The following is a 22,866-nucleotide window of genomic DNA, read 5'->3' as shown; positions in this document are numbered from 1 at the left end:
GTGAATATTTTGAAGGAAGTATTTTTTGAAGTAAATGATATAAAAAAGGTCAGAATATTAGTTGTAGAAAATCACTACAATAAATATATTAATGAGAAAAAGTATAATAATTATATTATTTATGATAAAAAAATTGAATTGATGAACAAAATGAAATTAAATAATTTTATTCCTCTAATAGGAAATGAGAATTTAAAAAGTTTTGATAAATACTTAACTTTACTGTTGAAATTGTCGGAAGTTACAATAAATTCTGTTAATGTATTTGGAGGATATAGCGTATTGGATTTTTCTGGATATACGCTTGAAAATATTGGTATAAATAATTATTCATTTTTCCCAACGACACTCAGCTCAGCTATTATGTTACCTATAAAAGGAAAATATTACCTAAATTTTAATTGGAAAAAAGATTATTTAATTCAAAAAGGGTATCCACAACAAATTATTATAGATACGAAGTTTTTTGAATCTATACCCCAACGAGAATTTAGAAATATGTTTGTTATTCCATATATATTAGGTAGAATTTTAAATTCTAAAATAGCTAATCTCGCATTAAATTATTCAAAAATGAATTTTTCAAATATTGATTTGCAGGATTTTGTTTTTTATTCAATAAAACAATGGGTTTATTATATAAAAAATGAAAACAATATATTTCCTGGAGAAAATGTTATCCGTTTATTTTATAATAAAAAAACAGGCTTTAATAAAAATTATGTTGAGGTTTTTGCTATAAGTTTTATAATAGAATTATATATTTCATGGTATTATGGTTTTCTCGATTTTGAAACGTTTGAGAAAATAGAAAAAGAGATATTAAATAATTTTAATGTTTCTTATAAACTGATAGAAACAATAGATTTTAAAACATTTAACTGTTCGAATAAATTTGTCCTCTTTACTTCTTCAGGGAAGCTTATAGAATATAAAATCTCCTGCGAAGAACTTAAAACGATTTTAAAAGAAGTAAAGGAATATTTTAGAGGTGGATTTTTGTGATAAGAAATAAAAAAAATTGGAGTTTAATTTTTATAACGGCTTTATTAATAATAATTCCAATGGTTCTCGCTATAGTTACCTCATATACACTATATTTAAAGTATAAAATTAGAAATCTTGAAGTTAAAATAAATGAATTAAAAGAAACAAGTAAAACAGAAAATATTAAGGGGAATAATTCACAACAGGTACTTAATCTTAATCTTGAGGAAATAGATAAATTTCTTAATATAAAACCTAAAGGTATAATTGAAAAAGAAAAAGTTGACATATTTTATTTAATAAAAGAATCAAAGAGCAGTTTTCAGAATAGAGAAACAGGTGGAATAACCTTGATGAAAGAAAAAGACGCTTTTTTTCATGGAGTTGATTCTTTAGAGCATAATAAAGGATATTTTTTAACGAAAATTGCAACGGATTTATATTCTTTTTATTCTGAAACTGCAAATTATGGGGAACAAAAAGTATTTACTGTTCAATTAAGATTATATCTTACAGAAGAAGATGCCTTTTTTACAACTTTAACTTTGCGAAATGCTGGATTACCAGTTTTCGTATATAGGGGAAGATTTCAAAATAGTGGTAAGAATTATTTTGCTATATGTGCTGGATTATTTGCAGATATAGATGAAGCAAAAGAATATATGAAAAATATTAATGAGAAAAAGATATTACAATTAACAGGATTAAGCATAAAAGATAGATTTTTAAAAAGTTTTGAATTAATAGGGGAAGAGAATAATGAAAAGAAATAGTATAATTTTTATTTCATTATTGATAATTATAGCGGGATTGCTATATACTATAAAAACATCAGATAATTTAAAAATAAAAAATAGAGAATATAAAAAAATAGATTTATCAAATTTTACAATAGAAGATTTAGTTGCAATTCCAGGAATTGGCTTTAAAAGAGCTGAGGAGATAAAGAAATATAGTGAAAATATAGGATTTTCTTCTATAGATGATTTAAAAAATATATCGGGCATTGGCGAAAAAACATTTCAAAAAATTAAGAAATATTTCTATTTATCTCAAAGTACATATACTCTAAAAGAAAATAAAAAAATCAATATTAACTTAGCGGTATATAGTGAGTTATTAAAATTACCGGGTATAGGTCCTATAAGTGCTAATAAAATAATTACATATAGAAAAATAAAAAAGATAGAAAGTTTAGATGAATTAAAAAAAATAGGATTTAGCAATTCTCAAATAAATAAAATTAAGGGAGTTGTGGAATTTTGAAAATATTTTTACATGTTTGTTGTGCGCCAGATTTAGTATTAGCTCATAAAAAATTAATGAAGAAAAAAATAGAATATACAGCTTTTTTTTATAATCCCAATATATATCCATATGAAGAATATAAAAAAAGATATGAAGCATTTTTGAAATTAAAAAAAATATGGAAATTTGAAGAAATAGAACATAATTATGATCATGGAGACTTTTTGAATATAATGAAAAACGTTGATACGAAAAATGAAAATATTAGATGTTATAAATGTATGTATTTTCGAATGGAAAAAGCTGTAGTTGAAGCTAAAAAAAGAGGATATAAAATATTTTCTACTACTTTATTATCAAGTCCCAGAAAAAATCATGAAGATATAAAAAAAATAGCTTCGGAATTAAGTGAAAAGTATGATATAGAATTTTATTATGAAAATTTCAGATCTAATAATGCAATTTCAAAAGGAGCAAAATTTTGTAAAGCCAATAATATTTATAGGCAACAATATTGTGGATGTGAATTTTCTTTAATAGAGGCAGAAGAATTAAGAAAAAAGTCCTTTGAAAAAAGAAGAAAAAATTTATCTGAAAAAATGGATTTTGATTTTGTATATTTAATGGATCGAGAATTATTAAAAATACCGGAGGATTTATATCCAAAGTATTTGTATAAACATGGATTAGAAATATTAAAAGATTTAAAACCAAAGATGATTTTAATACGAAAAGATATAGCAAAAGATTTAGGTATAAAAAATGGAAGAAATAAAATTGGGAATTGGAAATCGAAATTTATTGTTATATAGGGGGATAATATGGAAATTATAGAATTAGAAATACTTAGCAAAACAAAATATATCAAAATTCTTAGAGAAGCCATGAAATACTTCTTAAGATTAAATGATTATGATGAAGAAGAACAAATATTTTTTATGGAATTAGCTTTAAATGAAGCTATTGCAAATGTTATAGAACATACATATAATTTTGATGAAAATAAAAAGATTTTAATAAAGTTTGAAATAGAAAAGAATATTTTTAGTGTGTATATAAGAGATTTTGGTGAAAAAATTGATAGAGAAAAAGTTAAATCAAGAGATTTGGATGATATAAAAGATCATGGTCTTGGTGTTCATATTATAACTCAGGTTTTTGATGAAATGATGTGGAAAGATATTAATGAAGAGGGGAATTTATTAATATTAAAAAAGAACTTGGGGGACTAGAAATGGCGATAACAAAAATAAAAACAACAGAAGATAGAATAAAAGCATACTTAACTTTAATATATGATGGAAGAATACCAACAGATAGAGAATTATTGAAAAGTCTTCATTCTGCGGGAATAAAGCATGGTATAAAATATGATGTATTAAGAAGTTTGGCTTTAAATCCAGTTTATAATGAAGCTATTGTTGTAGCTGAAGCAACATTACCAGAAAAAGGTGAATCAGGATATGTAGAATTGTTTAAATTAGATGAAAAAAAAGAAGTAAAAAATAATGAGAAAATAGATTTTAGGGAATTTGCAAAAAACATTATTACAGTAGAAATAGGAGAAAAAATAGGGATTATACATCCACCAAAATTGGGTAAACCGGGAAAAGATATATATGGACAAAAAATTCCCGGACGTCCAGGAAATCCTGCAAAGGTTGTTTTGGAAAAGAATGTTGAAAAAGATGAGAAAGGAAATATTATAGCAGTTGCTTCAGGAGAATTGAAAATAAGAAAGGATATTGATGGAACAGTATATATTAGTATTGAGGAGATTTACGAGATTAATGGTGATGTTGATTTTAACACGGGGAATATTAGATTTCCAGGAAAAGTCTTAATCAGAGGGTCAGTTCGTCCGGATTTTATAGTTGAAGCAGATGGAGATATTGAAATATATGGAGAAATAGAGCTGGCTAAAGTAATTTCAAAACAAACTGTAAAAACAAATGGAATAAAAGGTGGAAATAAAGGATATATTAAAGCAAAAAATATTTTTGCAAGATTTGCTGAGAATGCTATATTAGAAGCAGAAGAAGCAATTTCTATAGATAAGTCGATGATTAATTGTAAAGTTCTTTCTGCAAAAGAAGTTATCTTAGATGGTTATAACAGTAAAATAGTAGGAGGAAAAATAAAAGCATTGAAAAAGGTAGAAGCTTATTATATAGGAAGCCCGATGGGAGTAAATACTGAGGTTGAAGTTGGAGTTGATCCGAAATTATATGAAGAATATAGAAATTTAATAGAAATTACAAAAAAAGATACTGAAGAATTAAAAGCTATAACTCCACAGATTAATTCATTGCTAAAAAAAGTAAAACAAATGAAAGTGAAAAATGAAACGGTTTTATATATAAAAAAATTAATTGATAAAGCTACTACTGTGAAAGCCAGAGTTGAAGAAAATAAAAAAAGGATTATTCAGTTAAAAAAACTGATAGAAGAATCAAAGAGTGAAGGAATAGTAATTGCCAGAAAAATGTTGTATCCTGGCGTATCAATAAGAGTTAATAATAAATTATTAGCACCAGAAAAAGGGATAAGTAGTGTTCAAATAATGAATATAAATGATGAAATTAAACTTTATGCTTATGTACAGGGGGAATAATGAAAAATATGAAAAAATATTTTTTTATTATATTAATAATGTTTTTAATTGTATTTTCGTTTAGTGTTGACATTGCTGATTTTTATGTAAAGAATTTTAATACAGATGAAATGATTAACTCAAACAAAGTAAATATAAAAATTTTTGGTTATTTAAAAAAATATTTTGAAACGGGATATAGTGGATATTTAAGAGCTGCCAATGAATTAAGAGCAAAATATAATGAACTTTTAAACTTTGAGGAGAAAAATATTTTCGATATAATGGCTATGATAAATCCACAAACAACAATAGATCCAATAAAAAAGCTAGAAGAATTGAAAAATAAATATCCTAATTTTCAATTAGTAAATATATTACTTTTAGAGTTTGAATATAAACAGTGGTTAATAACGGGAGATCCAAAATTAGCAAAAAAAATATTAAATGAAATTGAATCAATAAAAAAAATAATGGGGTATACCCCATTTGTTGTGTATTATAAAGCTAATTTCCTTTTTAAATCTAGTATTTATGGTAATAAAGAAGAAGCCTATACAATAATAAAAAAAGGAGTTTTAGAGTTTCCAGAAAACAAGAAAATAATGGAAATATATTTAATAATTGCTGCCCAACTTGAGAAAGATAAAAAAGATAAAAATATTTTTGAAGAAATTTCTAAAGTGTATGTAAAAGAACCAGAAGTTAAAGAAAATATATTGTTACTAATTGCGAAACACTTTTTTGAAAGTAATAAAAAAGATTTTGCAAAACAAATAATTATAAATAAAATAATCCCAAATGTAAAAAATTCTAGAGTTTTACAGCTTAGTTATGAATTATTAGGAGATTATGCAGATACCAATGTGCAAAAAATGAATTATTACCAACAATCATTAAAATATAATTCAGAAAATGCAAGAATATTGTCAAAATGGGCATTATCAATGCTAAAGGTAGATGAAAATAAATATAAAACATTGGCAAGAATTGCATTGAATAAAGCTATATCGATAGATCCTAATATATCAACAGAAGCTCTGAAAGCTCTCAAAAATTTAAGAACAAAAGTGAAAATAGAAGTAATGGTAAATTATGTGCTACCGATAATTTTGTTTGTATCAGGTTCTCTTGGAATTTTGATTTATTATGAGAAAAGAAAAAAGAAAAAGGAAAAAGAACTTCTCTTAAAAGATGATGAAGAAGGTGAAAAAGATGATTGAAAAAAAAGTTTTGGATAAGGGATTTATTAAATTAGTAGATATGTTAGGCAACGATCGAACAGCAGTAAAAGCAGCAAGAGTTTCATATGGTAAAGAAACTTCAACTGATGAAAGAGATAAGAAATTAATACATTATTTAATGGAACATAAACATCATAGCCCTTTTGAACATCAGGTATTTACATTTCATGTAAAAACACCAATGTTTATAGCTCGACAATGGATGAGGCATAGGATTGGTAGTTATAACGAAATTTCAAGAAGATATACAACAAAATATGCAGAAGAATTCTACATTCCAGATCATATAAGAATACAGGATACTGTTAATAAACAGGGATCAATAAGAACAAATGATGAACATATGCAAAATAAAGCAATAAATATTATAAATTATACATATGATTATTTATTTGAAACTTATAATAAATTATTGGAAATGGGTGTAGCAAGAGAAATGGCAAGGATGGTATTACCAATGGGGCAATACACACAGTTTTATTGGACTGTAAATACCAGATCTTTGATGAATTTTTTAAATTTGAGAGCGGACTCTCATGCGCAATGGGAAATACAGCAATATGCTATTTCATTGGCAGAAATATTTAAAGAAAAATTACCCTGGACATATGAAGCATTCATAAAATATGAATATAGAGGGGATTTATTATAATGAAATTGCCAAATCTTGTAAAAGGATTAAACGCCAGGATTTTACATAAATCAAAAGATTTGGAAAATATAGAAATAATATATGCTGGCGCTTCAGATTTGATGAGTGATTTTTTAGCTTTTTCAAAACCGAATATGCTCTTAATAACGGGATTAGCTACACCGCAGACTCTTACAACTGCTTCAGTAATAGAAGCAAGCGCTATTTTATTTGTTCGTGGGAAAACTATACCTAAAAATTTTTTAGAAATTATTGAAGAATGTGAAATTCCTATTTTAACAACAGATTTTTCTATGTATTATACATGTGCTAAGCTCTATGAATATGGAATAAAGGATGCAATGGAAACTGATAAGGAGAATAGAAATGACATCTGAAAGTAATAAGTTATTGGAGAAATTATCACAATTTTTTTCTAATATAAAAATAGGAGAAATAATGACCTCACCAGCCATAGTTGTTACTCCTGAAACTTCAATTAAACAAGTGAAAAATATAATGAAAATAAAAAAAATTTCAGGGTTACCAGTGGTAAAGAGAGGTTTGAAATTAACAGGTATTATTAGTATAGAAGACATTATTAAAGTACTTGAAAATGGAAAATTAGAAGATTCAGTTAAAAAATGGATGACAAAAAATGTCAAAGTATTATATGAAGAAAATACATTATCTGATTTTATGAGTATTTCACAAAAGTATAAATTTGGGAGATATCCTGTTATTAACAATGAAAATAAAGTTATAGGAATAATTACAAAATATGATGTTATATCATGGTTATTTGAAAGACTTGGTACTATGTATATTCATGATGATAGAAGAAAGAAAATTCTTGAACATGAAGAATATACATCAAGACTTACTGGTGAATTATTAGATAACAAAAAAATATCTTTCGATTTTGATATTGATTATACAGAAATACAAAGAATAGGAACAGGGGCTACAAAACTTAAAAGTTTTTTAAAGAAAAAAGGAATCGATGAAAAATTAATAAGGAAAGTTTCTATTTCTACCTATGAAGCAGAAGCAAATGTAGTTATTCACTCAGAATCTTATGGTAAAATCTTTTGTTGGGATTTTGAAGATAGTATAAGATTATTGATAAAGGACTATGGAAAAGGGATTGAAAATGTTGAAATAGCTATGCAGGAAGGTTTTTCAACTGCATCTGAAGAAGTTAGATCGCAAGGGTTTGGCGCAGGAATGGGATTACCAAATATGAAAAGATTTTCTGATAAAATGACGATAATATCTGAAGTTGGAAAAGGAGTAATAATAGAAATGTTATTTTATAAATAACCTACATTATTGGGGTGATTATATTGAAATTATTAGAATTATTAAAAGATGGGAATTTTGAAAAAGTATATATCTTTGATGATACAGTAGATATAAAAAATGGATATATTGGTGATTTACTCAGTGAAATAATGAGAAATGCACCAGCTGAATCTGTATGGCTTACACATCAAACACATCCAAATATTATTGCTGTAGCTTCTATTGTTGAAATAAATACAATAATTGTGCCAGAAGGATTTGAATTTGAGAGTGAAACAATAAAAAAAGCAAAAGAAAATAACATTAATTTACTAAAAAGTAAATGTAATATTTTTAAAGCAGCAGGTATAATATATACTAAATTGAAAGAGGAATAAAATGCCAGTGTTTTATGCGAACTTTCATATACATACAGTACTTTCTCCATGTGCTGATATTACAATGACGCCAGACATTTTTTTAGAATATCTTGATAGAGTAAATTGGATATCAATAACAGATCACAATACAACAAAACACATAAGTATATATTCAGATATTCTAAAAAATATAGATGTTAGGGTTATACCAGGTATAGAAGTAACATCAAAAGAAGAAGTTCATATACTCATATATTTTGAAAATATAAATGATGCAGAAGAGTTTGGAGAGATTATTGAGAATAGTCTTACAATAAAAGAATATGATCCTGATAAATTAGGATATCAAATATTATGTGATAAAAATGGGGAATTTAAAAAAATATATGAAAAACCATTTTTAGGAAGTTCTTCAAAATTTTCTATAAGTGAAATATATAAACTTTCAAAAAAATATAATTCCCTTTTTGTTCCAGCTCATATCTTTAGATTTAATGGATTAATTACCAATTTGGGATTTTTACCTGAAGATTTGAAATTGGATGCCGTCGAAATAAAAAATAAAAAAGAATTAGAAAAATCCATGAAAATAGGATTTAACAATTTTCTTTTTAATTCAGATGCCCACTTTCCTGAACAATTAATCCCTTCGTGTAAAATAGAAGCTAAAGATAGAACTTTTGCAGAATTAAAAAAATCTATTTTAGAAAGAAAGGTGATTCCTATTTGGCCACATTGAGAACAATTAGTGATCACATACTAGATATATGTGAGAATGCCATAAAGTCAGGTGGAGATAAAGGATATTTGGTGATAATTGAAACAGAGGAATTTTTCAAATTTGTTGTTTCAGATAATGGAAGGGGAATGGATAAAGAAAAATTAAAAAAAGTTTTAGACCCGTTTTTTTCTACTAAAAAAGAAAGAAAAAAAAAGTTTGGTCTTGGTTTACCTTTCTTAAAATATTCTGTTGAAAGAACAAAAGGAAATTTCAGAATATTTTCTGAAAAAAATAAAGGCACAACTATTATAGCATCTTTTAATTTAAAAAATATAGATTGCCAACCAGTTGGAAATATAACTCAAACAATCCTGCAACTTATAAATATGAGTCAATCTTTTTCTTGGAAGATCACAAGATTTTTTAAAAAGGAAGGATATGTTATTGAAACAGAATTTTTAAAAAATAATTTTGATTTAACAGATCCAGGAGATTTAATGTTAATAAAAAATTATTTAATAAATTTAGAAAAACAAATTAAGGAGGTTTTGTGATGAAAAAAAAGTTTTTAGTAGCTATATTGATAGGGATGTTCATCAATATATTCGCATTAATGGATGTTGAAAAAATAATTTTTGATGGGAATGTATCCTTTATTGAAAATGATTTGAGAAATGTATTATCAAAGTATGATATAAAAAATAATTCTATTGTTGGCGAGATTGATATAAAATTAGCAATAGATAATATTCAAAAAAATTATCCATATTTTTCATCAATATCTTATAATTACTCAAAAGAAAATAAAGAATTAAAATTTATATTTAAATTAAATCCTATAGTAAAAAAAGTAAAGTTTAAAGTTTTAGGAGACAATTTAGTAGATCTTTCGAAAATAGCAACGAAAGTATATACTGAAAAAGAAAAACCTTTGAATATTAATGAATATAAAAAGGGATTAGATGAATTAAAGAAATATTATAATGAAAATGGATATATGTATGTAGAAGTTTTTAGCAATATAAAATTAAATTCGAACATGCTGACTTTTGAATCTACCAAAATTAACAATGAAATGACAGATAAAAATACATTGGTATATGTGATAAAAGAATACGACTTATGGGATATTGAATTAAATGGTGAAATAAAAAACTTGAATAAATCTGAACTAAAAAAAATTTTTGGTTTTGATTTTAGAAAAGATTGGGAAAATAAATTTTTCTTATTTAGGTCTGATGTTAAAGCAACATATCCAAAAGTTGAAGATATTCAAAAGATTTTTCAATCATTGCAACAACTTCCATATTTTTCTAAAGACACACAAATTTCTATAAAACCTATAAATGTTGATAAAACTCCTGGTGGAGATCTAGTCCTTGTTTTAAGTGGTGATTTAAGGAAAATTATCAAAAAACCCTCAGTTATAAAAGAAATAAAAATAAAAGGAAATGAGAGCATAAAAGATTTTGAAATTTTAGATAAATTAAAACGTTCAAATATAACAAAAGGTTCAACTGTTACAAATATTGATATTCTGAATAGTATAAAAGCATTAAAAGAATACTACACTAATCTTGGATATCCTTTTGTAGAAATTAATTCTAATTACGAATCAAACATATTAACATATCAAATTACCGAGTATAAAGTTGGTAGCATATCAATAAAATTTTCTCCAGAGCAAAAAACTAAAAATTATTTAATAAAACCGGCTATAAAATTAATATCTGGTAATGTAATAAGAACAAAAGATATTCAGGATACATATTATGCATTATCAGGAACAGGTTTTTTTGAAAAAGTGAATGTTTATCCGTTTAATCAAAAGGGAGATAAGTTAGATTTTAAAATTGATATAACAGAGAAAAATAAACCTGGTAAATTTATAGGAGGAGTAACTTATACAATTCCTGAAAATGCTCCGTGGTATATGGGCTTTTTAGGTCAATTGGAATTGCAATGGGCAAATCCGTGGGGATATGGTCAATCATTTAATTTATCTACAAATATTAACCCATTGTCTAAAACATATGTATTTAATGGTGGATACGGAATTAAAAATTTATATGGTTCAAAATTCTCATTTAGTACAAAGTTAAGTTATGGATTATATGATGAAAATGCAGGAATTCCTCAAGAAAATATTAGTGGAATAGCAACTGTTTCGAATAAAATATCCTTTTCAATTTCTCCTAATTATGATATAGATGATTTTAATAATTTAAATATGAATTTTAGTTATTCCGAAACAAAATATAATCCCGAAACATATAAGTTAAAGAAAGAAATTAGTAGTGGTGTGGGATATACATATTCTAGATTAGACTATCCATTTAGACCATATAATGGATTGTATAATACTGTTCAATTATTTGGTGGTTTAAATACACTAAATAAGAATGAATACTATTATGGTGGGTATTTGGAGAATAAAATATTCTATACGTATTATAAGTTTACATTTGCAAATAGATTTAAGACAGGTTATGTAATAGATGATGCAGACTTATATGATTTTTATTTGGGTGGAATGTATACTATTAGAGGATATGATTTTTCTTCAAGAACAGGTAACATGATGATTTTAAATAATGCCGAAATTCAATATCAAATAAATAAAGAAAATGTTCCTGTAGATCTTTATGCTTTTTTTGATATAGGGAATGCGAGTGATTTAGATTTAATGAAAGATTATTTGTGGTCATATGGTTTTGGAATAAAATTGACCATACCAATGATTGGCCCTATAAGATTTGAAGGGGTATTCGATACACAAAATAAATTTAAATGGACATTTGGTTTTGGCCCGATGTTTTAAAAAAAGAGGCATTTTGAATGCCTCTTTTTTATTTACTATGAAAATTCGCTTAAAATTTTTGAAAAAATTTGATATACTATAAGTTAGGTAAAAATTAAGAAGGAGTGAATATATATGGCAAAAGATAAAAAAGAAAAAAAGCCTGGAAGATTAAAAAGATTAATTTCTTTATTTTTTTGGTCAATATTTATAACTTTAATAATAATTGCTTTAGTATATGTGAATTTTGAATTTAAAAGAATAAAAACTCTTAATCTTAGTGTTGAAAAAGATTGGAAAAGTTTTGTTGCATATATATTACAAAAAGTTCCTGCGTTAAAAGATAAGGTGAAATATGAATATCTTGATGTAGGAAATGCCTATGCTATACAAGAAAAATTAATTGAAGAAAGATTAAAAGAATTAGATTTAAAATCAAAACAAATAAATAGTCAATTAGATGAATTAAAAAAACTCTCTTCTCAGATAGAGAATGAATCAAAACAGTTAGCAGCAGAAAAGGAGAAATTTAACGCAGAAAAAGAAGCCTTTGAAAAAGAGAAAAAGGTCTTTGAAGATTATAAATATAGAATAAACAAACTTGCAGAATGGTTTGCCTCCTCAACACCAGCACAAATAGCAATAGCACTTTCAAGGGATGAAGTAAGCATTGATTTAATAGTTAATGCATTGCTTATGCTTCCTTCAGATACAGCAGCTGAAATAATTCAGGCTTTAGCTCAAATTAATCCAACAAAAGCAGCTAATGTTATTTCAAAAATAGGGGAGGTGAAAAGTAAATAGGAGGGAAAAAATGACTACTAAAGTAGTAACTCATTTGTTTAATAAGAAATATGAAAAATTTTTTGGAATAAAAAAAACAGAGAAAAAATTAAATAGTAATTTTAATAAATATTTTTATAATAATATATATATAAAAAATGATAATGGAAATTTATTGAATAGTCAAAAACAGATAAAAAAACTTATATTAAAAGTTAAAAGTATTCACTTCCATTTTACTTCTGATAAAAATATAAAAAAGGCTCATCTTGGAAAATCTCTTAAGCTTTCTAAAAGCGCTTTCCAATTAAGAATGAAAAAACTAAAATCCTCAAAAATTAAAGATATTAAGTTTATTCAAACCGAAAAAGAAATTTCGGATAATTTTGCTATTGTTGCAAAAGCGTCAGATAAAAATATTGAAAGAGAAATCAAATTACTGAAAAAAATAATAAAAGAAGAAGAGAAGCTACCAGAAGAAATAAAAAATAAAGTAAAAGAATTAAAAGTAATGATGAAAGAAGCCAAAAAAGAAGATAAAGCAATTAAAGTTCCGGAAAAAGAAATAATAGTGAATACTAAAAAAGAAGGAAAAACAGAAGAAATAAACCAAAAGATAAATGAAATAATAAAAGGGATAATAAAAGAAGAAGAGAAACTACCAGAAAAGATAAAAAAGGAAGTAAAAGAATTAAAAGTAATGATAAAAGAAGTAAAAAAGGAAGAAGTAACAAGTAAAAATAGTGAAAAAGTATTAATTGGAAGTATTAAAAAAGAAGGAAAGACAGAAGAAATAAACCAAAAGATAAATGAAATAATAAAAGGAATAATAAAAGAAGAAGAGAAGCTACCAGAAGAAATAAAAAATAAAGTAAAAGAATTAAAAGTAATGATGAAAGAAGCCAAAAAAGAAGATAAAGCAATTAAAGTTCCGGAAAAAGAAATAATAGTGAATACTAAAAAAGAAGGAAAGACAGAAGAAATAAACCAAAAGATAAATGAAATAATAAAAGGAATAATAAAAGAAGAAGAGAAGCTACCAGAAGAAATAAAAAAGGAAGTAAAAGAATTAAAAGTAATGATAAAAGAAGTAAAAAAGGAAGAAGTAACAAGTAAAAATAGTGAAAAAGTATTAATTGGAAGTATTAAAAAAGAAGGAAAGACAGAAGAAATAAACCAAAAGATAAATGAAATAATAAAAGGAATAATAAAAGAAGAAGAGAAGCTACCAGAAGAAATAAAAAATAAAGTAAAAGAATTAAAAGTAATGATGAAAGAAGCCAAAAAAGAAGATAAAGCAATTAAAGTTCCGGAAAAAGAAATAATAGTGAATACTAAAAAAGAAGGAAAGACAGAAGAAATAAACCAAAAGATAAATGAAATAATAAAAGGAATAATAAAAGAAGAAGAGAAGCTACCAGAAGAAATAAAAAAGGAAGTAAAAGAATTAAAAGTAATGATAAAAGAAGTAAAAAAGGAAGAAGTAACAAGTAAAAATAGTGAAAAAGTATTAATTGGAAGTATTAAAAAAGAAGGAAAGACAGAAGAAATAAACCAAAAGATAAATGAAATAATAAAAGGAATAATAAAAGAAGAAGAGAAGCTACCAGAAGAAATAAAAAATAAAGTAAAAGAATTAAAAGTAATGATGAAAGAAGCCAAAAAAGAAGATAAAGCAATTAAAGTTCCGAAAAAAGAAATAATAGTGAATACTAAAAAAGAAGGAAAAACAGAAAAAATAAATCAAAAGATAAATGAAATAATAAAAGGAATAATAAAAGAAGAAGAGAAGCTACCAGAAGAAATAAAAAATAAAGTAAAAGAATTAAAAGTAATGATGAAAGAAGCCAAAAAAGAAGATAAAGCAATTAAAGTTCCGAAAAAAGAAATAATAGTGAATACTAAAAAAGAAGGAAAAACAGAAAAAATAAATCAAAAGATAAATGAAATAATAAAAGGAATAATAAAAGAAGAAGAGAAGCTACCAGAAGAAATAAAAAATAAAGTAAAAGAATTAAAAGTAATGATGAAAGAAGTAAAAAAGGAAGATAAAGCAATTAAAGTTCCGGAAAAAGAAATAATAGTGAATACTAAAAAAGAAGGAAAAACAGAAGAAATAAACCAAAAGATAAATGAAATAATAAAAGGAATAATAAAAGAAGAAGAGAAACTACCAGAAGAAATAAAAAATAAAGTAAAAGAATTAAAAAAGAAACTGTTAAAATTACAATCAAAAAATCTAAAGAAGTCTAAAAACAATATCTATAAAATACCAGAATATCCTGTATATATTAAAGGAGGAATGCCATTTTTAAAATATAATAAAGCGATTGAAAAAACAAAAATTGTTGTTAGTAAAAATGTTGATAAAGAAATAGTGGAAATAAAGTTTAAAACTGGAATAATAGCTTACGTTAATAATAATAAGAACACAAAATTAAAATTGTTCAAATTAAATGAAAAAATTAAAACGAAAAATTATGCAAATTTAATTACAAAAGATATTAAAACTATAGTTGAAAATAAAATAAAGAATTTTGAAAAAAATAGTAACCAATCAAAAATACTATATTCTGATAAAAAAATAGATTTAATAATATCAAAAAAATTACCAAATAATCAATTAAAGGAAAAGGTAGGATATTTATCGAAAAATATAATGTCGGATACACTAAAAATAAAGAAAATGATAACTAAAAATACTTTCATTATACTAAACAAAAAAGATTCTAAAGTAAATACAGGAAAATTGTTTAAATATATTGATTCTATAGTTTATAAAATTAATAAAAATAGTCAGGTTAAAGGTAGCGATATCTTAGTTAATAAAAAGCAGGAGATGTTTTTTAGAAAGGACATAAAAAAAGCAATTCAAAATAATATCAATTTTTTGCATCCAGCAATAAAACAAAACAGCGTTAATTTTCAAAAAAATTATGAAATAAAACAGATTTCCGCAAATGAATTATTAAACAAAATATATGAAACAACAGAAAAAATTCAAAATACCCCAAAATATTTTGAAAGGACAGTTGTAAAAATAAATCCTCCTGATTTAGGTAATTTGGAAATAACTATTATTAAATCCCAAAAAAACTTAAAAATAGAATTTAATTTAGAAAATAGTAAAAATAAAGAAGAAATTGAAAAAAGAATGGAACCATTAATCGTTAATTTAAAAGAAAAATATGAAAAAGTGGAATTTTCTGTAAAATCAGAGTTTAATGATTCAAATGAAAATTACTATGAAGATGAAAAGAATTCAGAGGATGAATCTGAATATTCAAGAGAAGAAACATCAAAGGAAAAAGAAAAAAGAAAAAATAGGAGAAATCAATTTTGGGAACTTTTAAGAGGTGAAGAATATGATTAACGGAATAAATAATACAAAAAATTTTATAAATCCACTACAAAAAAAGGATAATGAGCCTAAAAAAGACTTAGACAAGGATGCTTTTTTAAAAATTTTAATGACACAACTAAAATATCAGGATCCTACGAATACTATGGATGATAAAGAGTTTATAGCTCAAATGTCTCAATTATCTTCAACAGAACAAATTATGAATATGAGTAAATCCTTTCAGCAAATGGTTTCATCTCAAATGAGTTTATTTAAAGTTCAGACGTCTAATCTAATTGGTAAGAATGTAGTTGTAGAGAACAATAAAATTAATTTAACAGGTGGATTTTCTGATGCTATTATTTATAATCTTGAAAAACCAACTAAAGTATATGTAGATATTTATGATAATAAAGATAATCTGGTTTATACAAAAGATTTGGGGATACAAGAAGAAGGAATGAAAACATTTAATTGGGATGGAAGAGGAACAAATGGTGTAGGTTTACCTGATGGCGAATATAAATATGAAGTTTATACATATAAAAATGGGAAAAAGGAAAAAATAGGTGGTTTAGATGGGGGCAAAGTAGATGCTGTTCAATTTGAAGATAATAAATTCTATGTTCTTGTAAATGGTCATAAATATAGTACAGATAATATTATTGAAATATCAGAAATATAAAAATAATATATTAGGAGGAGATTTATATGTTAAGAGCAATGTTCAGTGGTCAAAGTGGGTTAAAAAATTTCCAAACTCAATTAGACGTAATAGGTAATAACATTTCAAATGTAAATACCGTTGGATATAAAACATCTAGAGTTACATTTCAAAATACACTATCTCAAACTTTGGCTGAATCCAGAGGAGCAAGTGGCCAATTTGGTGGAATAAATGCTGCTCAAGTCGGTCTTGGTTCAAAAATAGCTTCGATAGATAAAATAATGACTCAAGGTTCATTGCAAAATACCGGAAATAAAACAGATATGGCAATAAAAGGAGAAGGTTTTTTTGTTTTATCCGATGGACTTTCAAAATATTTTTCAAGAGCAGGAAATTTTACTCTGGATTCTGAAGGGCATTTTGTTAATCCGTCCAGTGGAATGAAATTGCAGGGATGGAACGCCAAAGTAACAGATACTGGAAAAAGATATATAGATTCAAATGAACCAATACAAGATATTACAATTTCTCCGAATTTAGTTATGGAAGCAAGAGAAACAACATTTTTAAATTTAGCTGACAATTTAAATTCTGACGTTGGAATAAAAGAGACAACAATGACAATAAAATCTTCATCAGGGGACGTTGTTCCTGTAAAATTTACTTTTGAGAGAATAATGTCAGAACAATATAAAGATAGAATAGTGTATAGATGGCATGCTCAAACAGTTGATCCTGATAAAAATTATGAATTGCTTGGAGGAAGTAATTATGGTGAAGTTGAGTTAGATGAAGTAGGTAATGTATTACGATGGTCTAATTATCCTGGACACGTTGTTAGGGCTAATGCAACAAATGATTTTAATTCATCATTTCCTGCAGGATCTAGAATTGATCTTGGTAAAAATGGAATTGATTGGCCATTAAGAGCATATGGAGATATCTCTGTTTCAGATAGTAATGGCGCTCCAGTGACATTATTATCTCAAGACGATGATGATGGAAATGGTACTATAGATTCATCTGATAGACCAGATATCTTAATTTATAGGGATGCTACAAATCCAAATAAGGTGACAGTACAGGTTTCTGACAGTGCAGGAACAACTTATACTGGAACAATTACAACAGATGGAACTTTTTATGATTTAAATAGATTATTTGCCCAAGGAGTTACATTGGACGATGGGGCTGGAAATGAAATAACATTAAAAAACTTAATCTTAGATTCCGGTGTTTCTGAATCTGTAGCTTTATTACCAGTTGGTCAGGCAAATGCATTATCAATTGAAACATATCAAGCTGGTTCGGATGACAAGGCAGAATGGGGATTAGATGGCATATATATGACAGATACCAAAGGAGAATTAATCCCAAAATATCAGGATGAGGATAATAGATTACAATTAACAGATGGAACTAATCAAAGAAATGTAAAGTTTTTAGGTGGCATATCATTAAAAGATGGTCAGAATAATGAAGTATTCTATGACCCAAGAGATATATCTTTTAGTGTAGATGCCACAGGTAATGTAACAATAACTTTAAAAGTTAAAGAAAGTGGAACATTAAAAACAGTAACTTTTAGTGATGCGGATGGTGATAGTGCATCAGCTGATACTGTGGAAGAATTTAATTCAAAAATGGAAAGTGGATGGAAATCTGCAGATGGAAAATATACGATTTCAGGTCTTTCTGTTATTGAAGCAAATGCTACAGATACATTTGTATCAACAACAACTAATACCAGTGGTGAAAGTTCTGAAGCTGGAACCGTTCGATATGTTGCAGCAAAAAAGATTATTCAAACTCCTGTCTCAGGAGAATTAAGATTAATTGATACAGAAAATTCACAAAACTATAAGATAGCAAAATATGAAAATCCAAATGTTGTAATATCTACAAAGGTATATGATTCTTTGGGAAATGATTATGATATTAATATAAAATATTCAAAGATTTCTGATAATACCTGGTATTGGAAAGCAGAAACTGTAGATGGACAACCATTATATAAAATAACTGAGGATGGCACAACAACATCTGCTCCTGCTGAAGGAGTTGTAGCTTTTGATGGTAAAGGCCAATATTTAACTTCAAGATGGAGATTGGATTCGGTAGGTTATGTTGATTATGATACATCAGATAGTGATAATGGTTCCATAGGATTTTGGTTTGATCCTGCAAGTACAGGAGAAGCTCCTAATGAAAGAGTAGCTCCATCTTCTGTTGCAGCAGCTGGACCTGTAAAAGTGAATTTAAATATGTATGATTTAACCCAATTTGCAGCACCAAATTCAGTAAATATTGCTGATCAAGACGGAAATGCAAAAGGCGTATTGCAGAATTTTACAATTAATGATCTTGGAGAAGTGTTAGGAATGTTCTCAAATGGGAAATCTGATTTAATTGCTCAGGTAGCCGTAGCAAAATTTACAAATCCTGGTGGACTGGTTGATATGGGGAATTCACTATTTACACAAAGTGAAAATAGTGGATTGGCAAAAATAGGTTCTTTTGGAGAAGAAGGAGCAGGAACATTAGTATCAGGTGCATTAGAAATGTCAAATGTTGATTTGTCGGAAGAATTTACCAAAATGATTACAGCACAAAGAGGTTTTCAAGCATCAGCAAGAGTAATTACGACATCAGATCAAATTCTTACTGAATTAGTAAATCTAAAGAGATAATGGTGATTTAAATGATTAGAGTAACAAATTTAGGAGGTAAAGAATTTTTTATAAATCCAGATATGATTGAGAAAATGGAAGAAAGACCCGATACAACAATTATTTTAAATAATGGACACATATATGTTGTAAAAGAATCTGTTGAAGAAATTATTCAGAGAATAATAGAATTTAAAAGTAAAATATTTTCTCTTGGTTTTAAAAGAGGTGATTAGATGGATATATCAACATTAGCGGGACTTGGCCTTGCAATGGCGGCTATAGTATTAGGGGCAATTTCGGATTTTGGTTCATTAATTGATATGCCTTCGTTTTTTATAACAGTTGTTGGTTCAATTGGAGGTATGCTTATAGCAAATCCGAAAGAAGTATCCTTTAAGTTTTTTCAGGCTATAATAAAAGGAATTAAACAGCCAACAATAGATACAGTGGAAACATTAAAAACATTATATTCATTTGCAGAAAAAGCACGTAGAGAAGGGTTGATATCTTTAGAAGCAGATTTGGAAAATTTAGATAATGAATTTATGAAAGACGGATTAAGAGCAGCAGTAGATGGAACAGATCCCGAAGAAATAAGAAAAATACTTGAAATAAAAATGGAATTATTCGAAGAAGAAGAAGGGAAATGGTCAGGAGTATTGAATACCTGGGGATCATTGGCTCCAGCATTTGGTATGATAGGAACATTAATTGGATTAGTTCTTATGTTAAAAACATTAAATGATCCTACAACGATAGGGCCTAAAATGGCTATAGCTCTTATTACTACATTATATGGAGCTTTGGTTGCAAATATTTTTGCATTGCCAATCGCCGAGAAAATAGGTAGAAGGACAAAAGCACAAGTAAATATGTTGCGAATGATAACAGAAGGAATACTGTCGATTGTATCGGGTGAAAACCCAAGATTAATGGAGGAAAAATTAAAAGCCTTTTTAAGTATTGAGGATAAAAAGAAATATGAATCAGAAAAAGAAGGGTGATTTAAATGGCTAATAAATGTAAAAAAGATGAAGGGCCACCACCACCAGCAGCATGGCTGGCAACATTTAGTGATTTAAATTCATTATTAATGACATTTTTTGTTATGTTATTTTCAATGTCATCTATATCGCCTGGTAAATTCCAGCAGGCAGCTGTAAGTTTTAGAAGTCCATTTAGTGGAACTCCACCCAGCGTATTAACTGGTGGAAGAAGTCTGTCAGAAGAAAGTTTGATTACTTCTAATCCAGGGATAAGAGTTGAACTTTTTAGACTTCAGGATAATCCAAAATATAAAGGGAGAATAACAATTGAGGAAAACGATAAAGGGACTATTATAAAAATGCAAGACATGGCTTTCTTCGAACCAGGTAGTGCTAGATTAACAGCGGATGCAAAAGAATTGTTATATAAATTAGGTATAATTCTTATAGAGCATTCAAACAATGCGATAGAAATATATGGTTTTACTGATGATAGACCTCCGACAGATACATCAGTATACCCTTCGAATTGGCATTTAGGAGCCGCAAGAGCGGCAAGTGTTGCAAGATTTTATGCAGATGAAATGAAACAAAAAAGGACATTAGAAAGATTGGCTGAGGTAAAAGAAGGAAAATTTGATCCTGAGTATTATTATAATTCAGAGCGATTTTATCCTATAGCTGTTGGAGACAAAGAAATAAAAAAAGACATACTAAATTTAAAATCAAATATTGAAGCTCAGAAATTAAAATTAAAAGAAGATTTTGAACAGGGGAAAATAAATATTGCAGATATGAAATTAAAAGAGAAAAATTTAGATGAGAAGTATAAAAAAGATTTGGAAACTCTAAGAAGAAAATATAGAAGAATAGATTTACTTATATTAAGACAGCGTTTGAGATAGCGAGGTGGAATATCAATGGCTGAAGAGGAAATTCAGGAAGAAAAAGAGGAAAAGAAAGGTCCGAATATTATATTGTTATTATTAATAGCTGTAGTGGTTTCCGTTGTATTATCTGTAGGAGGAGCATTTTTTCTAATAAATATTCTTGGTAAAAATATAGTTCAACAAGCTCAACAACAAGCACAACAGCAAGCACAAGGAGTTCAAAAAACTCCTCAGATTGGTTTAGCAGAAGTTATTAGAGAGGGCCATCAAAGGCAATTCATGCTTAAAGGTGGAAATGAAATAGCAATTGTTAACGCTTTACAATTAAAAGTAGGTAGCGATGAATGTAGAGCAGCTATTGCGCAATATAATGTTGAAATATTAGAAGCAATAGGTTTAATATTTATAACTAAAACGCGTGAAGATTTAACAACAGTTGAAGGTAGAGAAATATTAAAAAACCAGATAAAAAACGCGGTTAATGAAATAACAGGTTTTGTTGGCGAAAAAGAAAAATTTGGAGTAATTCAGGTTATAATAGATATAGTAGTAATCACGTCAGCTTATTAAAAGGTGGTGAAAATATGCCTCCAGATAATGAAACTTTATCTCAGGAAGAAATAGATGCGTTATTGCATGCTATGGAGGCTGGTTCATTAGCAGTTTCCAATGTTAATGAAGAAGAAGATATAATGGCTAATGTTCGGGAATATAATTTCCGAAGGCCTATGAAGTTCTCTAAAGAACAATTGAGAACTTTACAACTTATACATGAAAATTACGCTCGAGACGTTTCTACATATTTATCTTCGCGTGCTAGATCATATGTAAATGTAACTTTTGCAAGTGTTGATCAGATAACTTTTAGTGAATTTCAACAATCTTTGACAAGTCCGACTTTTATATCTGTATTTTCCACAGATATATTACCTGGTAGTGCCGTATTTCAGATGGGATTGGATATAGGATATGTTTTGGTCGATAAATTATTGGGAGGACCTGGAATTCCACTTGAAACATTAAGAACACCTACAGAATTGGAACTTGCTATTTTAAGAAAAGAAGGTTTATCCCTGATTAAGGCGTTAAGCAAAGCCTGGGCTACAATTGTTCCGTTTGATACTATATTAGAGAAAACAGAATTTAATCCACAATTTGTTCAGATAGCAGCACCGAATGAAATGACAGTATTAATTACATTGTCTATTAATTTCAAAGATATACAGGGATTTATAAATGTTTGTTGGCCATCTTCTTTATTAGAGCCGATTAATGAAAAACTAACAACAAGATTATGGTCTCCAGATAGAAAAACAACACAAAAACAGATTGAAAAATTGAAAAATTCAGTACTAATGACAAAAGCTGAAGTAAAAGCAATTTTAGGAGAAACAACTATACAATTAAGTGATTTTCTTAATATTGATATTGGTGATGTGATTAGATTGAATTCATTTAACGATGAACCTATTAGTGTAACAGTTCAAGATGCTCCGATTTTTAAGGGAACTCCAGGAATTTATAAAGGACATTATGCAATAAACATTGAGAAAGAAGATCCGGAATTACTTGAAAAAGTTTTAGTTGAAAGATATTTAAAAAGTCTTCAATAGTAACTAGTGTAATAGGATTAGTAT

At 27.0% G+C, this 22,866-nt stretch carries 23 protein-coding genes; all 23 read left to right on the top strand.

The window, feature by feature from the left end:
- The first annotated feature begins 9 nt into the window (after positions 1-9).
- The 23 genes from JRV97_RS01475 (at position 10) to fliM (ending at position 22,842) form a co-directional block, all read left to right on the top strand.
- Positions 10-1,005, top strand: a complete 996-nt coding sequence (locus JRV97_RS01475) for a dehydroquinate synthase/iron-containing alcohol dehydrogenase family protein (RefSeq protein ID WP_280999591.1) — start codon at positions 10-12, stop codon at positions 1,003-1,005.
- A complete protein-coding gene (locus tag JRV97_RS01470) occupies positions 1,002-1,760 on the top strand; it encodes a hypothetical protein (protein WP_280999589.1) in 759 nt (252 codons plus the stop codon). The genes JRV97_RS01475 and JRV97_RS01470 overlap by 4 nt, the downstream gene beginning before the upstream one ends.
- Positions 1,747-2,253 (top strand): ComEA family DNA-binding protein, encoded by a 507-nt coding sequence (locus JRV97_RS01465; protein ID WP_280999587.1) that lies wholly within the window; start codon positions 1,747-1,749, stop codon positions 2,251-2,253. The genes JRV97_RS01470 and JRV97_RS01465 overlap by 14 nt, the downstream gene beginning before the upstream one ends.
- Positions 2,250-3,047, top strand: coding sequence for an epoxyqueuosine reductase QueH (locus tag JRV97_RS01460; protein ID WP_280999585.1), 798 nt, complete (start codon positions 2,250-2,252; stop codon positions 3,045-3,047). Before JRV97_RS01465 ends, JRV97_RS01460 begins: the two co-directional genes overlap by 4 nt.
- A 9-nt stretch (positions 3,048-3,056) precedes the next feature.
- The gene (locus tag JRV97_RS01455; RefSeq protein ID WP_280999582.1) at positions 3,057-3,467 is read left to right on the top strand and encodes an ATP-binding protein; all 411 of its coding nucleotides are present in this window, start codon (positions 3,057-3,059) and stop codon (positions 3,465-3,467) included.
- Between the two features lie 2 nt (positions 3,468-3,469).
- Positions 3,470-4,849 (top strand): DUF342 domain-containing protein, encoded by a 1,380-nt coding sequence (locus JRV97_RS01450; RefSeq protein WP_280999580.1) that lies wholly within the window; start codon positions 3,470-3,472, stop codon positions 4,847-4,849.
- An 8-nt stretch (positions 4,850-4,857) separates the two neighbouring features.
- Complete coding sequence (locus JRV97_RS01445; RefSeq protein ID WP_280999578.1) at positions 4,858-6,051, top strand: tetratricopeptide repeat protein; 1,194 nt, start codon at positions 4,858-4,860, stop codon at positions 6,049-6,051.
- Positions 6,023-6,724, top strand: a complete 702-nt coding sequence (gene thyX / locus JRV97_RS01440) for an FAD-dependent thymidylate synthase (RefSeq protein WP_407081553.1) — start codon at positions 6,023-6,025, stop codon at positions 6,722-6,724. The genes JRV97_RS01445 and thyX overlap by 29 nt, the downstream gene beginning before the upstream one ends.
- Positions 6,724-7,101: a DRTGG domain-containing protein gene (locus tag JRV97_RS01435; protein WP_280999574.1), complete on the top strand. Its 378-nt coding sequence runs from the start codon at positions 6,724-6,726 to the stop codon at positions 7,099-7,101. Before thyX ends, JRV97_RS01435 begins: the two co-directional genes overlap by 1 nt.
- The gene (locus JRV97_RS01430) at positions 7,091-8,026 is read left to right on the top strand and encodes a CBS domain-containing protein (protein ID WP_280999573.1); all 936 of its coding nucleotides are present in this window, start codon (positions 7,091-7,093) and stop codon (positions 8,024-8,026) included. The genes JRV97_RS01435 and JRV97_RS01430 overlap by 11 nt, the downstream gene beginning before the upstream one ends.
- Positions 8,027-8,049: 23 nt before the next feature.
- The gene (locus tag JRV97_RS01425) at positions 8,050-8,385 is read left to right on the top strand and encodes an iron-sulfur binding hydrogenase (protein WP_280999571.1); all 336 of its coding nucleotides are present in this window, start codon (positions 8,050-8,052) and stop codon (positions 8,383-8,385) included.
- A 1-nt stretch (position 8,386) separates the two neighbouring features.
- Entirely contained in the window at positions 8,387-9,106 is a 720-nt protein-coding gene (locus JRV97_RS01420; protein ID WP_280999569.1) for a PHP domain-containing protein, read from the top strand.
- The gene (locus JRV97_RS01415) at positions 9,094-9,642 is read left to right on the top strand and encodes an ATP-binding protein (protein WP_280999567.1); all 549 of its coding nucleotides are present in this window, start codon (positions 9,094-9,096) and stop codon (positions 9,640-9,642) included. Before JRV97_RS01420 ends, JRV97_RS01415 begins: the two co-directional genes overlap by 13 nt.
- Positions 9,642-11,909 carry a BamA/OMP85 family outer membrane protein gene (locus JRV97_RS01410; RefSeq protein WP_280999565.1) on the top strand — a complete coding sequence of 756 codons (2,268 nt, stop codon included), beginning with the start codon at positions 9,642-9,644 and terminating at the stop codon, positions 11,907-11,909. The genes JRV97_RS01415 and JRV97_RS01410 overlap by 1 nt, the downstream gene beginning before the upstream one ends.
- 114 nt (positions 11,910-12,023) lie before the next feature.
- The gene (locus JRV97_RS01405; RefSeq protein ID WP_280999563.1) at positions 12,024-12,692 is read left to right on the top strand and encodes a hypothetical protein; all 669 of its coding nucleotides are present in this window, start codon (positions 12,024-12,026) and stop codon (positions 12,690-12,692) included.
- Between the two features lie 10 nt (positions 12,693-12,702).
- Positions 12,703-16,044, top strand: a complete 3,342-nt coding sequence (locus JRV97_RS01400; RefSeq protein WP_280999561.1) for a hypothetical protein — start codon at positions 12,703-12,705, stop codon at positions 16,042-16,044.
- A complete protein-coding gene (locus tag JRV97_RS01395) occupies positions 16,037-16,699 on the top strand; it encodes a flagellar hook assembly protein FlgD (RefSeq protein WP_280999559.1) in 663 nt (220 codons plus the stop codon). The genes JRV97_RS01400 and JRV97_RS01395 overlap by 8 nt, the downstream gene beginning before the upstream one ends.
- 26 nt (positions 16,700-16,725) lie before the next feature.
- Positions 16,726-19,371 carry a flagellar hook-basal body complex protein gene (locus JRV97_RS01390; RefSeq protein WP_280999557.1) on the top strand — a complete coding sequence of 882 codons (2,646 nt, stop codon included), beginning with the start codon at positions 16,726-16,728 and terminating at the stop codon, positions 19,369-19,371.
- Positions 19,372-19,382: 11 nt separating this feature from the next.
- Positions 19,383-19,586 (top strand): flagellar FlbD family protein, encoded by a 204-nt coding sequence (locus tag JRV97_RS01385; RefSeq protein ID WP_280999556.1) that lies wholly within the window; start codon positions 19,383-19,385, stop codon positions 19,584-19,586.
- Positions 19,587-20,357, top strand: a complete 771-nt coding sequence (locus JRV97_RS01380; protein WP_280999555.1) for a motility protein A — start codon at positions 19,587-19,589, stop codon at positions 20,355-20,357.
- A 5-nt stretch (positions 20,358-20,362) separates the two neighbouring features.
- Complete coding sequence (locus JRV97_RS01375; protein WP_280999553.1) at positions 20,363-21,244, top strand: OmpA/MotB family protein; 882 nt, start codon at positions 20,363-20,365, stop codon at positions 21,242-21,244.
- Between the two features lie 15 nt (positions 21,245-21,259).
- Positions 21,260-21,799, top strand: coding sequence for a flagellar basal body-associated FliL family protein (locus JRV97_RS01370; RefSeq protein ID WP_280999551.1), 540 nt, complete (start codon positions 21,260-21,262; stop codon positions 21,797-21,799).
- A 14-nt stretch (positions 21,800-21,813) separates the two neighbouring features.
- A complete protein-coding gene (gene fliM / locus JRV97_RS01365) occupies positions 21,814-22,842 on the top strand; it encodes a flagellar motor switch protein FliM (RefSeq protein ID WP_280999549.1) in 1,029 nt (342 codons plus the stop codon).
- Positions 22,843-22,866: the final 24 nt, after the last annotated feature.

The organism is Marinitoga aeolica, from assembly GCF_029910535.1.
Lineage (GTDB): Bacteria > Thermotogota > Thermotogae > Petrotogales > Petrotogaceae > Marinitoga > Marinitoga aeolica.
Note: the sequence above shows the minus strand (reverse complement) of the source record. Positions and strands in the feature narration are given on the sequence as shown.